The organism is Pleionea sp. CnH1-48 (assembly GCF_024124665.1).
In the GTDB taxonomy this organism is placed as follows: Bacteria; Pseudomonadota; Gammaproteobacteria; order Enterobacterales; family Kangiellaceae; genus JAMXSB01.
The window spans coordinates 1-13,420 of record NZ_JAMXSB010000005.1 but is presented as its reverse complement, the minus strand read 5'-3'; the positions used below and the strand labels follow the sequence as shown (position 1 = coordinate 13,420).

Genomic DNA, 13,420 nt, shown 5'->3' with positions numbered 1-13,420 from the left:
AATTTTAGCTTCCTTATTTGCTGCATAATTGCTCCACATTTCAATCATACAATGCATGCATGGAAACGAGATGTAGAGTCGTGGAGGTTGAAACAAATGGCACTGGATAAAGAGAATGTACTGGTTGTTGATGCCGAAAAGGGATTTGCTGGTGATATTGAAGGCTATTTGAAGTATTTTAATCTTAATATGTATCGAGCAGATATGGATGAAGATGCTGCTTATTGGCTCATCAAGTACAGTCCTTTTTTAGTTATCTTTAAAAGTAAAATTGTTAACACGGCAACTTTTCAATTACTTGGCGAGTTTCGAAAGTTCTCTGATGCTGCGTTTATCTTGATTGCTGATTATACCAGTGAAGAAAATCGTGACATTGCCCTGCGTTACTATGTCGATGATGTTATTACTCAACCTTATGATAAGCGAGTGCTTATTGATAAGCTTCGTATGCATAAACGCCGAATTGAGCGTGCTAATTTAGAGCAGGACGAAGCCACCCAGCTAAAAGATCATCGCAGTTCAGTCAGTTTTAAAACGGATTCGATTGGAACTTTTGGCATCTCAGATACAGGTTTCAATCAAAACCATGAAGCTTCTCATGCCGTATTCAAGGGTGTTGAATCTCGAACTTTTGAATCAGAAGTCCCTCATATTAATGGCGATGATGGTTTGGATTTTCTCAGCGCATTAAAGCGCTCTGAGTTTTTGCGCTCTATTAAGCACAACTTTACTCGTACGGTTAATGGCATTGTTTATGAATACAATGCTCGAGACTAATTTTTCCCTGTAATCATCTCGCTCGAACTATTCTTCTGTAGCCCCCTTTTGACTCTTTGAGGAAAATTGGGGGCGTTTTCTTTTCTGTATAGCAAGCCCGAATGTTACTTTTTTGTCTTCACGTATAACGGAACTTTGTGGCGACAAAAGTTGTCCAAGTTAGTGTGCACAATAGACTCCTGGGATGTGACAGATCTTGAGATATTTCTATTTTCGAGTTGTCACTACTATTTACTCTGAATGATGTTTTCTTTATTAGAAAAATAAAGCAAGGAGTATCGTTATGTATCAATTTATCGATGGAAAGTTAGTCGCAACACAAGATATTCGTCCAGGTGATTCTGTTGAGTTTTCTTTTTTACCAGCAGCATCAAATGGCCCTTACGTTTGGTTTGATAAAAACCTTAAGAACCCGATTGTTCTTCTTGATGACTTAAAACATATTTTACACAGTGAGAAACCCAATCTGTCTATATATGGTGATGGTAAAGTCGTGGCAGATAAAGATATCAAAAAAGGTGAAGAAGTAACCTGTGATTATGGTCGTTATTATCAGAGAAATTAATTAGTACACTAAGATCTGTAGGCCGAAATACAAACGTTTCGGCCTACTTGTTTCTGTTCTAATAAAGTTTGATGGTAGGTAGATTATCTCCCATTTCTAAAGCCGGGTTGCCATCTTCGTCTTCTCCATTACCTATACTTTTGTCTTCGAAAAAAGGTATGCCTAAAGTGCCGTATTCTGAATAGCCCCAGCACTTGATTTCAAAGTTATCTAGCAAGCCGCAAGTGTGATAGCCTCGGCCACCAAAGTCGATGACTCTGCGATTTGAACCCATGTCAGGTGAGATGGCTGCCGCTGGCGTTTCGTTTTTGTTGTCTCCCCAGTTCTCAATAATGTCCATACCAGACTCTCCGTATTCGCCGCTTCCCCAGCATTTATAGGTTTCATCAGATAGTATGATACAGGTATGATCCCAGCCAAAATTTACATCAACAACCTGAGCTGATGTACCTAGCTCTATGGCCGGGAGGTTGTCACCCATTTCATTATCAAAGGTGCCATTGTTGCCATGATCGTAACCGTACTCTACACTAATGCCACCAAACTCAGAGCATTGCTCGCTACCAGGAGAGTGGTTAATAACTTGGGAAATAACATTGAGAGTATCACCATGACACACTCTAAAGGTTGTGTTGCTTTCTCCATCATCTAATATTCCGTTCGCAGGATTGTTGTCGTTTCCAATTGAAATATTTACTCCTCCGTTCTCTGAGCAAGAAGCGCCGCCAGGATTGAAGGCTTCAATTTTTGTGACTTTGTTAACTGTCGCTGTATGGCAATCCGTCCATGTACGCTCAATACCGCCGTTGCCAACATATCGGTCTTTAATGGCTAACCCTATTTGGCCGCTTAAGTTTCTTCCCCAACATTTGAACGAAGCATCATCCAGTATTGCACAGGTTATTCTGTCTCCGGTAAAAATATCTGTTGCGGTTCGGTTAGTTCCCAGATTGATGAGCGCCAGGTTGTTGCCCATTTCGTTGTCGTCATCACCAATGTTACCTCCAACATTGTCACCTCGACCCAAAGTATTAGTATTGTTTGCTCCCCAACATTTTATGTTTCCATCGTTGAGAAGTGCACAAGTATGGTCGTGACCTGCTGAGACTTTTTGGGCGGTATAAACTTGACCAAAAGCATCGGTTCCCAGATCTACTGATGCTAGGTTATCACCAATGGTTGTGGCAGAGTGTCCTCGTGGTTCGATATCACCATAACCCAGAATACCTGATTCATTGTTACCCCAACATTTTATTTCGCCTGTATTTAACAAGGCGCAATTGTGTTCGTTGCCAACGCTAAGTTGAGTAGGATATTTATCGGCACCAAAGTTGACGGCTTCTAAAGCGTTGCCGAGTTCTGATGGTGTATCACCAATATATTCGAATTCGCCAGTGTAATCCTGTCCCAGGCCCAAGACGCCGTCTTTGTTTCTGCCCCAGCACTTTATTTCTTGTGTATCAAACAGAGCACAGGTGTGATACTCCCCTAAGCCCATATCAATAACTTTGGCATCACCAATATTGGAAGCTATTACAGCTTGACCCATTTCGTTAGTTTTTAGTTCACCATCGTTATTATCATCCGTACCATACAAAATGCGATAGCCACCGTCTGGACATACATAACTTTCGTTCACTGCTTCTGCTTCAGCAATAAGAAAGGTTCTTGTAGCAGTACTGCATCGATCTTGAGATTGAGTCACTTCACTATCTGACAACTCTTGGTCATTATTTAAGTCGATACCGTATTGATAACCTATACCGCCATGACTATCACATGTCGAGCCGTTGCCTGCACTGTAACGAAATATTTTTGTCAGGCTTTGTTGAGAACCATTGTGACAAGCTATCACTTCTGCTTCAGCTTCTGCATAGTTGTCTCCAATATTTTCTTGCTCGCCTGTTGCAAAGTTATAGTCGTTACCGTACCCCCAACATTTCACCAGGTTGTCTTCTGTTAATGCACAAGTCCCATAATAACCACTGAATAGTTTTTTATTGACAGGATAAATAACAAGCTCGTGAGTGTTATTAAAAATACTTACCTGATCGTTAGAAGAAATACTCAGTGTTGTGGATTCTCGATCTTCTTTGTCATTGTCATCGATGATTGGCAAGGCGATAGTTGCAGTGAGTTCCCCAGCAGGTATTGTTACTTCATTAACTTTTGTGAAATCACTATCTGTAGCAGAGCCACCCGGGTAATCAATGGATACTTTTGTGTCTGTGCAGCTAGCAGAAGAAAGCGCTAGAGCGATGTGGGCGTTACCTTCATTTTCCTTTACTTTCGTGGTGGGTGAAGAAAAAGTCAGTTCTGGTCCTGCGTCTCCATCATAAGTGATGATGCCAAAAGCAGAGTGGTTACCTGTGTTTCCATTCAATTGGAGAAGAAAATATTCATCACACTCATACTCGTTGTCGTCTAATAGATTAACCTTGATAAATCCGCTAAGGCTACCTGCAGGAATCGTCAAGTTGCCAGCCGTCGCTTCATAATCTATGTCTTTAGTTGCTGTACTATCAATGACGCCATAACTAAAATGAGTATCTGCCGTTTGTGTTGTAGATAGCTGCACGGTAAAAGTGAGTTCAGTATTACCTTCTGGCATAGAAACATCATTGATGGTGACAGTAAGAGGTTGTTGTTGATTGCAAACATATTCTGTCTCAGTCACTTCTGAGTCATCAAGGAGACCATTATGATTGTTATCGAGTCCAGACTCGATTCTTAAACCTCCAGCTGCACAGTTAGCGCCAGAAGCCTCTTCTTGAATATTGACTAGACTCGATGTGCCTTGAACACCATCGTCACCATTCATACCGTGGCATATGTATTGAGTATGAAGCACTTCTGTATCCGCAAGCACACCATTTCTATCACTGTCGATACCAGTGTTTATTCGAAAACCGCCAAGCGTACAATTGTTGCCAGCGGCTTCGTTATTAATTGCAACCAGACTCTGAAGACCATTGGTTCCTTGATCACCGTTACAAACATATTGAGTCATGTCGACTTCGTCATCTGACAAAGCTCCGTCTGCATTGTCATCTTGTCCTGACAAAATTTTCTGTCCGCCGTTAGAGCAATGAGCCCCAGCGGGTTCGTCTATAATAGTGACCAAGCTATTAATTGCATCGTTTCCGTTTAAGCCGTTGCAAACATAATCTGTATTGCTGATCTCATTATCGTCGAGAATCGAGTTAGCATTATTGTCTTGCCCTGAGTTGACTTTTAGGCCGCCAGCTTCGCAGTTGCTTCCTGCTGGCTCAGAGATAACGTCTACCAGACTGGCTATTCCACCGCTTCCTGTTGTTCCATTACAAACGTATTGGGTAGCATCAATTTCATCAACAGATAGAGCGCCACTGCGGTCGTCATCGATTCCTGTATCAATTCTTTGTCCACCATGACTGCAATTTGAGCCTGACGGCTCCTGAGTGATTATGGCGAGGCTGTTCAGTCCTGGTGTACCTGTGCCGTCTGCACCGTTACAGAGATAAGCTGTATGCTCAATTTCATCAAGACTAAGTGCGCCATCGTTATTTTCGTCGAGTCCAGTTTCAATTTTCTGGCCTCCATAAGTGCAGTTAGCACCTGCGGCTTCGTTACTGGTTATGGCTAAGCTATTGAGCCCGCCGTTTTGTCCGTCGTTACCATGACAAATAAACTGTGTACTGGTCACTTCGTCTGCGGATAATTCTCCATTGGCATTGAGATCAAAGCCGAGATTGATTCGTTGGCCACCAGCGGAGCAGTTAGTACCTGCTGTTTCTGGAGTGATATCAACCAGACTACTAAGTCCCTGAGTTCCGTTGATTCCGTCAATGCCGTTGACACCATTACAAACAAAATGAACATTGGTTATCTCGTCAGAGTCCAGTATCTGGTTCTGGTTGCGATCAAGGCCTGTGTTAAGGCGCTGGCCTCCAGCAGCGCAATTAGCACCTTGTGGCTCTTCTAATGTATCAATCAGACTGGTTAAGCCATTTTGTCCATCATTACCATGGCAGATGAAGCGTGACTGAGAGATTTCTGAGCTATCAAGCTGGTTGTTGTAATTGCTGTCTAAACCGGTTTCGATGCGAAGACCGCCTGAAGGACAAGCGTTACCTGCTGGCTCTTCTGTGACTTGCACTAAGCTGGTGTAGCCGCGGCCATCAGCACCATTACATACGTATTCCGTCGACTCGATTTCTTCAATATCAAGGGTGCTATTACGATTTTGATCTAAGCCACTGTCGATTCTCTGACCGCCAAAAGCGCAATGTTCGCCCGAAGGCTCTATGGATATATCTAGCAGACTGTTTAAACCGTCTGAGCCATTTTGGCCATCATCAGCAGTATTACACCCCGCTAATACAAGCACAGAAAGCAGCACGCCTAAGTTTAGTTTCACGAATCGACCTCAGTAGAAGTTGGTATTTATATATGAGATTTGCAATTTATGGGGGAAATGTGGAGACAGTGTGGATACGTGAATGATATTTGAACAAAAGTGGTAGGAGCTGCTTACCGCAACTCCCTGAAGGCTATTCGTGGATATAGGTCGGGTTATTGGGTCACTACGTCGGTTTCAAATAACTGCTTAAGCTTGGCTTCATCTTCACTAAAGTGAATCAGTTGTTTTCGTGGCACGCCTTTTTCGGCTATCAAGGCGGCGATTCGTCCCTGTCCATTAAATAAGGTATCGGGTATTTGTGTAGCAATTGGGTCTTCGTAAGCTTTAAGGGGAGGTATGATTTTCCAGCCATCTTTTTTCAAAGCTGTGATCAAGTCACCAATAAAAAGGGCTGCCAGGTCGTTTTCGTGTAACAGTAGTAGATGCTTTGGACTTCTTTCTAAGTGTTTAACCGCCAGATCATTATAGTAGTTTGCTGCGCTAACCAGTGTGTCTACGTAAAAGGATCTAAGCTTTTCTTTGTTTAAGCGAAGTTTATCTTTGGTTGCTTTTTGAAAAAGGCTGTCCATATACCAGTCGTAGTTATCAATGGTGACGTATCCATTTTTGTATCCGTTGGATTTCAAAAACTGCCTTAGGGCGTCGCGTTTTTCGATTGTTCGTCCTTCGTCTAAAAATGGAAAGCGATAAAGTTTTTGGAAGTTTTTATAGTGTGCCAGTTTCTTATCGGCCACCAATATGTCCTGGATATATTCCTTGACAGGCGTACGGTGTAGCCATAAATGACTTTGGCTATGGTTAGCGAGAGGATGTCCTGCATTATGGTAGTTATCGATTCGTTGCTGAGTTTTGGCATTCAAGTTTTTTGTAGTTACAAAAAACATTGCTTTTGTGTCATGTTGTTTAAGCTCATTGATGATTCTTTTGGTTCTTTCTGCACCAGAAAAATAATGACTGTTTGAACGTGGTGCATCATCAAAAGTGATGGCTATTTCTTTTGATTGTATTGAGCAAGAAAAAAGGAGGATATAAAGACTGAGTATTCGATATTTCACTTAAGAGTTCCCATTCGATTATTAATGCAAGTAGTGTAAGTTATTTTGCCCATTGTACTAGCCAACTGTGAAGTTTGTAATTGTAAGGAGACTTATTTTCTCTTTCATAAATATTGATTCTTATCTGATTGCTTTCGAAATAAAGATCACTAATAAATCGATAGGCGTTATCTTTATCTATAGCGATCAAAGGCTCTATCGCTATTTCCTCCAGTTCTCTATTGACCACTCGAAAATTACCACTATCGATAAATGCAATGGATCGATCCTTAAGCACAATAGGCTCTGAAACAGAGCCACAATGCAAGTCGACACCTTTTTCTATTGAACCATCACTTTTCAATCGTACAACATGAGCTTGAGTTGGGTTTCGTCTATCGGCTTCTAGTACAATAATGTCATTCTTATCGACGACATAGTGGCCATAGCTTTTCCATTGTTGTTTTTGATTCCCGTCGCAATCATAAAGCCAGGTGTCAAAGAGGTCATAGCCTTCGAGGCCAAGGAGAAAGTCTCCATTGGCGAGAGTTGCGGCTGTTTCTCCTTTTAACTCTTTAATTAATGCACCATCTTCTTTGTTAAGAAGGTAGACTGGCCCCAATGTACCCCAAGCGTGATAGTCTAAAGAAAAGCTGGTGATTATGACTCTTGACTCAGTTAACTGGGCTCTGTTAATTCTTCCTGCAACTTTAAATGGAGTGCTCCACACTGGACAACCACTATTATCTTGCAAAATAACTTTTGTTCTGTCATCGGTAATAGCTAAAGAAGAGGAGCTTTGTTGACTTTGTTTTTTTTGCAAGCTGGCGTTGTCTTTCTCGAGCTTCTGGATTATTTGAAAGTGGCGTCTCATAAGTAGAGGTTGTTATTTAGTTGTATTTTGTAATAAATCATGGATGCAGGCGACTAGTCAATTGTTATGAGCTAAAGCGGAGAAGTTTGTGAGTCGGAGCTATCTTATTGCAGGGAGTTTTATTTTAATTGGAATGATTGCCTTTATTGTAATGGGAAAACAAGACATTGTTGAACAGGAGATTATTAAAAACAGAGAGAGTATTCTTGTAACATCAGAGTCAGTATCGACTCAACTGCCTGATATTGATGTTAAAGAAACTGAAGAGTCCAATGAACATTATGCCGTTGAGCGGCATCGAAGCCGTTACGAAAATGATTTTCAAAACAGTGATGATTTTTATGCTTTAGCCATTGATTTGAAAAGCAAAGCGCTTAATGGGGATGGCGAAGCTGCTTATATGTTGTCCAGAGTGTTGTTGTCATGCGAGGGTATTCCTGAATTGGAAGAGTTTAGAGTTCGCCAAGACCCACCAGAAACAGCTGTAATGATGGAGTACCAGGATATATACATTCGACTTTGCTCCGGTTTTGAAAGTAATGGTTTCGGCGAAACAGGGCGTTATGAAGAGTGGCTTAAACGTGCCAGTGAGACGAATTATCCTCCAGCCATGATTATTGATACTCTGATAAATACGCCCAACGAAGAAGACCCTATAAAGTGGTTAGATAAACTAAGTGAAGAAAAGTGGCTGGCGATGTTTAAGTCCATTAATGAAGGGAGTTATGAAACTATCGATGGATTGAGAGGGCTTTCTGCTAGTAGGAGTGATACTGAGCTAGGGCTGCGGTTATTAGCTTGTGACTTTGGTAAACCATGTAAAGGCAATGATAGAGGGTATTGGCGACTTGAAGTTGTTCTGGATTGTTCGTTGAAAATTCTAGTAGAAAATGATGGTAATTGTGAGCCTAATGCGAGCTTACAGCAGTTTATTCGAACGCAATATGGTGAGGAAAGATATGAAGCGATTCAAAAAAGAAAAGAAGAAATAAAAAAGCTAATTGAATATGGTATTTCATCAAGAGAAAGCTTGTTAGAGCTCATCAATGATTAAGTTAGATAAGAATATGATATGTCTACCTCTGACTTTCCTCTGGTTAGAAAATAGGTTGCCTTACCTCATGCCTGAGTTGCCTTTATGTTTTAGCTTATCTCAATACTGAATTTTGTGAGCGGTATTTGGCGACTATCTCGATAATCATTAGTTTGAAAAGAAGTGGCGGCATAGCTACCTTTAATGGAGAGCTTTTAGTCATTAAGGTCGCAAAAATAAGGTCTGGTTATGAAGCAGAACAAGGAGCCTCTACCGAAAACGTCAGAGAGTCAGTCTGCTCGTGGCAGTCTTCAGTTAAAATGTGATGGCGGTTGTGCATGTGCCGCTTCTAATGATATCGGCGAACTGCAAGCCACGGCTGATAATAGTCATCAAGCACAGCGTTTACACCAGTTAAAGCAGAAGGTCGACCAGTCTGATGTTGTGCAAAAACAGACGGAGAAAGTAAGTCAGCTAAATCCTCAGGGAGAGGGTAATTTACCAGGAGCCTTAAGAGGAGGCATTGAGTCTCTTTCTGGCATTTCTATGAGTGATGTTAAGGTTCATTATAATTCTTCTCAACCTGCACAACTTCACGCTCACGCTTTTGCGCAGGGTAATCAAATTCATGTTGCTCCAGGACAGGAACAACACCTACCTCACGAAGCTTGGCATGTGGTGCAGCAAAAGCAAAATCGTGTTCAGCCTACGGTACAAACTAAAGGTGTAGGTATTAATGATGATGCAGGGCTGGAACGTGAAGCGGATGTGATGGGAGCCAGGGCGTTATCCATTGGCGAACACTCGACGACACAAAAAAGCAATCGCTTAACTTCGGGAGCTCCTATTCATCAGACTAAGTCCATTGTGCAAAAAGCTGATATCGGTGATAGGCCATTTGAAGCTGGCTACGGAAATATTTTGGATGATCCCATGTGGCTCCCCAAAGCTGAAACTTATGAAAAAAAGCTTGGGTCTTATGCCTCGCACTCTCCCAAAGCGACGGGGGCTTTGCACACCGCAATGGTCAAGATGTACGATGTTTTTGAAAAATACTATAAAGATAACTTTGCCGATGATAAAGCAGGCATTTTAAAGAAGCTATTTTTTAGAGATGATAAAACCAGTGCTGGGCAAGTAGGGCTAGATCTCGATGTTTCCGAAATGCTCAAAGTACTGGGGCAGGGAAACCTGCGAGAACGTATGACTGCATTTTACAATACTTCTTATTATGGTGCGGGGTATGGTGGAAGTCTTAAAGAAGGATTCAAAGCGATACTCCATGATATTGTGCTGAATGGAAAGTGGGATAAAAGTGATGAGCTGGGACTCGATACTGGCTCACTAAAGGATCAAGGAAAATTTATGGATGGATGGAGTCGCACCGCCATTCACAAAGTGGTTAGCACCATTAAGGAAGAAAAATCCTATAACTACAGCAAAGATATTTTTGCTCTTGGTAATCTCACCTATCAAACGGACGATTATTGCCTTACGAACACCAGAGAGATCGCAGAAAGCCAAATGGACCGCAGTGAGCGAGACGATTTAGATAAAGATACACATCGAAAAACACCAGAAGACTATCGAAAAATGGGTGTCGAACTATCGGCTCGAGAACTGGCTTACCAATTCCCTGATGATAAGCCAAAAACCTTTATGGAAAAGCTATTTAATAACGAAGAAGATTTTCGAAAGGATAAGACAAAAAATAAAAGTCTGGGTTGGGAAGAAGGCACTGCCTTGTTCAAGATTTCTCCAGAAAACAGCTGGTACAAGCGCATACATGACAAAATGAAGATGCCTGTTGTGGCTGGCGTATCAGGTACAACGGCTAGGTTATTAAGCTCGTTTAAATGGTTGAACACCACGGCTAATCCACTGAACTTCCGTCTTGCTATTATGGGATGGATGCTAACCTCATGGGATCATTCTTTATATGAAATCCTACGTGGTTCTCATATCGCGGGGGTGAAAGGAGATGGCGAAGAAAGCTCAGTTAAAGACGTGATCCGCATGTATATGAATATTCCTCCACTCACCACTGATGAACTAAGAAGTGGGGTAGCTCAAGATGGTATGTTCCCTCATGAATGGATTTACCACAAACAAACCTTAGAGAAAGACACGTCGAACCCTCAAGCAGTTGTTCCCGGAAAAAGCCCTGGCGGTACGGACATTGCTGAGCAAGGCAAAGACAAAATCTACGGGATGATGGGAGGTAAAAAAGCTGAGTACTCAAAATTAACGGAAGCTCATGCCATTGCGATCCACACTTATACCAGCGGTGCCCATAACATCCTTAATTCTATTATGAGCTTTAACATGTCAGAAACCCTGGCGAAGAAAAGCATTAAAAGTAAGCTCGAGAATATTATTGACTACTATGCGAGACGCTATTTGTTGTCGGCCAAAAAAACGAAGGGAACTATTTCTACTGTTGAAGATGACGAGCTAACAAAACTTAAGTCAAACCCTGTTGAGTGGATTAATGTTCTCACACCCAAAAAAGGCGCTATTAAAGATATTCTGGGCAACCCTGATGTGGGTGACTCTGAGCGACAAAGTTATCGTACGGGGTACATTGATACCTGGCTATCGGATTTGATCGAAAAGATTTATCCTGAGCTACAAATGCATGCCAACATGACAGTCGAAGGACTAAGCAACTTACCCGCAGAAGATGGTGTCACAGTTTGGCGTGGAGATTGGGTGAGTAAGTTTAGCACTCAATACTCTGAGGGAAAAACAGTCGACTTTCCAACGTTTACCAGTTTCTCTCGATTACGTGCAAGGGGAGAGCAGTTTACGACGGCTGGGTCACTTTCTAATAAGATGTTAATCAAACTCGATCTAAAAGGAAAAGGCGGAAAAGACGTCAGTGGGCTGTCAATGTATCAACACGAAGCTGAAGTATTGCTGATGCCCAACTCAAAAATGCAGATCAAGAAAACTTCATGGATAAAACTTGGTAGTGATGATGTCTGGTTTGTTGAGGCAGAGGAAGTGTAAAGTTCAATGTTCATCAAACTAAATTTGGTGGAGCCTGTTGGAATCGAACCAACCTATGCCGGCTTAAAAGACCGGTGCACTGCCACTATGCCAAGACTCCGTTTCTTACTTATAAATTGGCGGAACAAGCAGGGATTGAACCTGCGACCCTCTGCTTAACAGGCAGTCGCTCTACCAGCTGAGCTATTGTTCCAAATATGGTACCCAGGGAGAGATTCGAACTCTCGTGGAGTTGCCAGCCAATAATCAATGAAGTTCTTAGGCAAGGAAATAAAGCTTGTTTACGGATAGTGCTTACAAACCCAAATGTCTTGTGATGACCTTTTGTAGACCTCTATGAGGAGCTACCGAGGTTGGCTCACTTGATGGAGGTTAACTTGGTTTTAGTGAATATGCAATCTCAGTAGTGCGGCCAATTTATGAGGCCCGCCAAGGCTGAGGCAAGGTCAACGCAAAAATTGGAATATGATGTAAAATGAGGTTGCTTATTTTTCTAGCTTGATTAGTGAGAATTAGTTCTTGTTTATATAACGTTTAAGGCCTAGTGCGGTAAAAATTTTAAATGCTGCCAGTACATAAACTATAGCGATAAGTAAAAGGACAAGTCCTGTTGCAATTAAACCTGCCTTTACAAGAGATGTGCTTTCGGGGTTAATGATTCGCAAAGCATATTTACCCATTAAATACAGCGAGAAAGCAACCAAGATATAGAACGCTGAAAGCCCCAGCTCAGCTTTGCCAATAGTCACGCCAATTACTTTTCTAGGACAGGGCTTTAAATATGGGAGAGCAAAGCGTAAGCGCCTACGTAGGTCACTTAGCTTATCTTTGTGAGTGTTATAGAACACTGACAGCAGTTCTCTCATTTCTTTGTCTGCTTTGATTGTTGTTGTAACTTCATAGGCCCCCGCTCTAACAAACTCCTTTGCTTCTTCAAGTTCTTTATCTTTAAGAATGTTCTTCTCTATTAGGCTTGCAATGACTTCAACCCTCTTTAAAGAGAGGGTTTGAAAAGCCAAGAGTGATTTAATAGGACCAAGAATATTCATGTTGTTTACTCCTTGTTATTTGTAGATATTTCTACAAACCTAACACGCGGCATGAAAGAAAATAAAACACAAATTTTGATAATGTTCTTGGATGAGTTGTCGACAAGAAATCAAGAAAATAAAAACAGAGACACAGTTGGCAGTTTTAAGGGCTGAATCTCAAAGTAAAATCAGACGTGCAGAAAATCAGGAAGCCGCAGACATCAATCTCGATTTAGTTGCGTTAAAAACACGAGGCTGGAAAGATGAATACTTATTGGTGATTGGAACAGTTCCAATCATTTTATCGTTTATTCCAGATATGCAGATTTATGTAAAGCAAGGATTTGAAGCGTTAAAAGAAACGCCTGAATGGTACTGGTATTTAATGGCGGGTTTGTTTGTTGACACGCTGGGCTTCCGTTCGCTGCTTCGCGGTATCATTGATAGCACGTTACAAAAGCGCTTGAAAAAGTGACCGATTAATCAATAAGATAACTACTACTAAGAGGTATATCTCAGTTTGTCGACAGCTGCTCGCAGATATATCTCCTATGTGGATTTATTGTAAATTATTTACATATTTTCCTTTTTAAAACTCTATCCATTCTGTAGCATTTCGGCCCAGCAATAAGACCGGATGTTTTATTGCAATTGGCATGACATCAGGAAGTCAAAAGGCATATGCAAGGTTG

9 protein-coding genes and 2 tRNA genes are annotated in these 13,420 nt (G+C 41.6%); 5 read left to right on the top strand and 6 right to left on the bottom strand.

From position 1 onward, the window contains the following. Positions 1-96: 96 nt before the first annotated feature. The gene (locus tag NH399_RS08890; RefSeq protein ID WP_253039076.1) at positions 97-777 is read left to right on the top strand and encodes a hypothetical protein; all 681 of its coding nucleotides are present in this window, start codon (positions 97-99) and stop codon (positions 775-777) included. Positions 778-1,060: 283 nt separating this feature from the next. After that, positions 1,061-1,342: an SET domain-containing protein-lysine N-methyltransferase gene (locus tag NH399_RS08885; RefSeq protein ID WP_253039074.1), complete on the top strand. Its 282-nt coding sequence runs from the start codon at positions 1,061-1,063 to the stop codon at positions 1,340-1,342. 58 nt (positions 1,343-1,400) lie between these two features. Here the strand turns inward: NH399_RS08885 and NH399_RS25905 are convergent, their stop codons facing one another. From NH399_RS25905 to NH399_RS08870, 3 genes are all read right to left on the bottom strand, one after another. Next, positions 1,401-5,741, bottom strand: coding sequence for a Calx-beta domain-containing protein (locus tag NH399_RS25905; RefSeq protein WP_253039072.1), 4,341 nt, complete (start codon positions 5,739-5,741; stop codon positions 1,401-1,403). A 155-nt stretch (positions 5,742-5,896) separates the two neighbouring features. Further along, positions 5,897-6,799 carry a polysaccharide deacetylase family protein gene (locus NH399_RS08875; protein ID WP_253039070.1) on the bottom strand — a complete coding sequence of 301 codons (903 nt, stop codon included), beginning with the start codon at positions 6,797-6,799 and terminating at the stop codon, positions 5,897-5,899. A gap of 40 nt (positions 6,800-6,839) precedes the next feature. Further along, positions 6,840-7,601: a hypothetical protein gene (locus NH399_RS08870; RefSeq protein WP_253039060.1), complete on the bottom strand. Its 762-nt coding sequence runs from the start codon at positions 7,599-7,601 to the stop codon at positions 6,840-6,842. A gap of 139 nt (positions 7,602-7,740) precedes the next feature. Here NH399_RS08870 and NH399_RS08865 point away from each other — a divergent pair, with 139 nt between their 5' ends. Next, positions 7,741-8,706, top strand: a complete 966-nt coding sequence (locus NH399_RS08865; RefSeq protein ID WP_253039057.1) for a hypothetical protein — start codon at positions 7,741-7,743, stop codon at positions 8,704-8,706. 228 nt (positions 8,707-8,934) lie between these two features. Next, the gene (locus NH399_RS08860; RefSeq protein ID WP_253039055.1) at positions 8,935-11,697 is read left to right on the top strand and encodes a DUF4157 domain-containing protein; all 2,763 of its coding nucleotides are present in this window, start codon (positions 8,935-8,937) and stop codon (positions 11,695-11,697) included. 25 nt (positions 11,698-11,722) lie between these two features. Here NH399_RS08860 and NH399_RS08855 read toward each other — a convergent pair. The 3 genes from NH399_RS08855 to NH399_RS08845 all read right to left on the bottom strand — a co-directional run bounded on the left by NH399_RS08855 (position 11,723) and on the right by NH399_RS08845 (position 12,746). Beyond that, positions 11,723-11,797: transfer RNA gene (locus NH399_RS08855), tRNA-Lys, on the bottom strand. A gap of 17 nt (positions 11,798-11,814) precedes the next feature. Then, a tRNA-Asn gene (locus NH399_RS08850) sits at positions 11,815-11,890 on the bottom strand. 319 nt (positions 11,891-12,209) lie between these two features. Then, a complete protein-coding gene (locus NH399_RS08845; protein WP_253039053.1) occupies positions 12,210-12,746 on the bottom strand; it encodes a hypothetical protein in 537 nt (178 codons plus the stop codon). 136 nt (positions 12,747-12,882) lie between these two features. Here NH399_RS08845 and NH399_RS08840 point away from each other — a divergent pair, with 136 nt between their 5' ends. Beyond that, positions 12,883-13,203: a hypothetical protein gene (locus NH399_RS08840; RefSeq protein WP_253039051.1), complete on the top strand. Its 321-nt coding sequence runs from the start codon at positions 12,883-12,885 to the stop codon at positions 13,201-13,203. The last annotated feature ends 217 nt before the right edge of the window (positions 13,204-13,420 follow it).

Coding starts and splice junctions, on each gene's coding strand:
- NH399_RS08885 (WP_253039074.1), top strand. CDS start 1,061: ATGTATCAATTTATCGATGGAAAGTTAGTCGCAACACAAGATATTCGT.
- NH399_RS08860 (WP_253039055.1), top strand. CDS start 8,935: ATGAAGCAGAACAAGGAGCCTCTACCGAAAACGTCAGAGAGTCAGTCT.
- NH399_RS08845 (WP_253039053.1), bottom strand. CDS start 12,746: ATGAATATTCTTGGTCCTATTAAATCACTCTTGGCTTTTCAAACCCTC.
- NH399_RS08890 (WP_253039076.1), top strand. CDS start 97: ATGGCACTGGATAAAGAGAATGTACTGGTTGTTGATGCCGAAAAGGGA.